This window comes from Nitrosospira multiformis (assembly GCF_900110185.1).
In the GTDB taxonomy this organism is placed as follows: domain Bacteria; phylum Pseudomonadota; class Gammaproteobacteria; order Burkholderiales; family Nitrosomonadaceae; genus Nitrosospira; species Nitrosospira multiformis_A.
On record NZ_FOCT01000046.1, the window covers coordinates 1 to 1,140 of the forward strand.

General features: G+C 55.1%; 1 protein-coding gene. It reads left to right on the forward strand.

The genetic code is table 11. From position 1 onward, the window contains the following. A partial coding sequence (locus tag BMY01_RS16915; RefSeq protein WP_139176979.1) for a putative bifunctional diguanylate cyclase/phosphodiesterase occupies positions 1-1,140 on the forward strand: 1,140 nt, incomplete at both ends.

The window sequence follows — 1,140 nt, forward strand, 5'->3', positions numbered from 1 at the left end:
GATATCACTCAGCGCAAGGAATCCCAAGAACGTATCGAGTATCTCGCCCATTACGATTTGCTGACCGGGCTGCCCAACCGCGCGCTGTTCACCGACCGCATGAGGATCGCAATCGAGAATGCCAGCCGCTATTCCTTCCGGCTGGCATTACTATTCGTGGACCTCGATCGCTTCAAGCTGATCAACGATTCGCTTGGTCATGAGCTCGGCGACAAGCTGCTCAAGGCGGTTGCAGAGCGCATGCAGTCTACGGTTCGCCAAGCGGATACAGTCAGTCGGCTGGGAGGTGACGAGTTTGTTGTCCTGCTGGGCCGGATTCATGCAGCGACGGATGCAGCGCGAGTCGCCGAGAAGCTTATTGCAGTCTTGTCTCAGCCCTATCAAATAGAACAGCATGAACTCTTGCTGACCGCGAGCATCGGGATCAGCATTTATCCGGATAGCGGTAGGGACGCCAGCAGCTTGATGCGCAATGCTGACGTTTCGATGTATTCGGCCAAGGGGCACGGCAGAAACCGCTACCAGTTCTATTCCGAAGATTTGACTTCCGGCGCAGCCGAACGGCTCAGCCTTGAACATGACCTGCGCAGCGCTCTTGCGCGTGACGAAATTTTCCCGGTATACCAGCCACAGCTGGAGCTTGCTACCGGACGCGTTGTAGGCGTGGAGGCGCTCATGCGCTGGAAGCATCCAGAGCGAGGATTAGTCTCCCCTGCAAGCTTTATTCCCGTAGCCGAGGACAGCGGCTTGATTCTGTCTCTCGGGGAGCACATCCTGAGGGAATCCTGCCTGCAGGCACGCCAATGGCATGAGCAGCAGGAATTCGAGGGAACAATCGCAGTAAACGTTTCAGCAGTGCAATTCCGCCAGAATGATTTCACGGATGTTGTACTGCGCGCACTTGCAGACAGCGGCCTTTCGCCAGAGTGCCTGGAACTCGAATTGACCGAGAGCGTCGTGATGCATGGAGTGGAATCGGCTACACAGAAAATGTGCTTCCTGGAGTCCCAAGGTATAAAACTGGCTATTGACGATTTCGGTACCGGCTATTCCAGTTTGTCCTATTTGCGGCAATTTGCCATCGACCGGCTAAAAATAGATCAAAGCTTCGTTCGTGATCTCCCCGAGGACACTGATGCC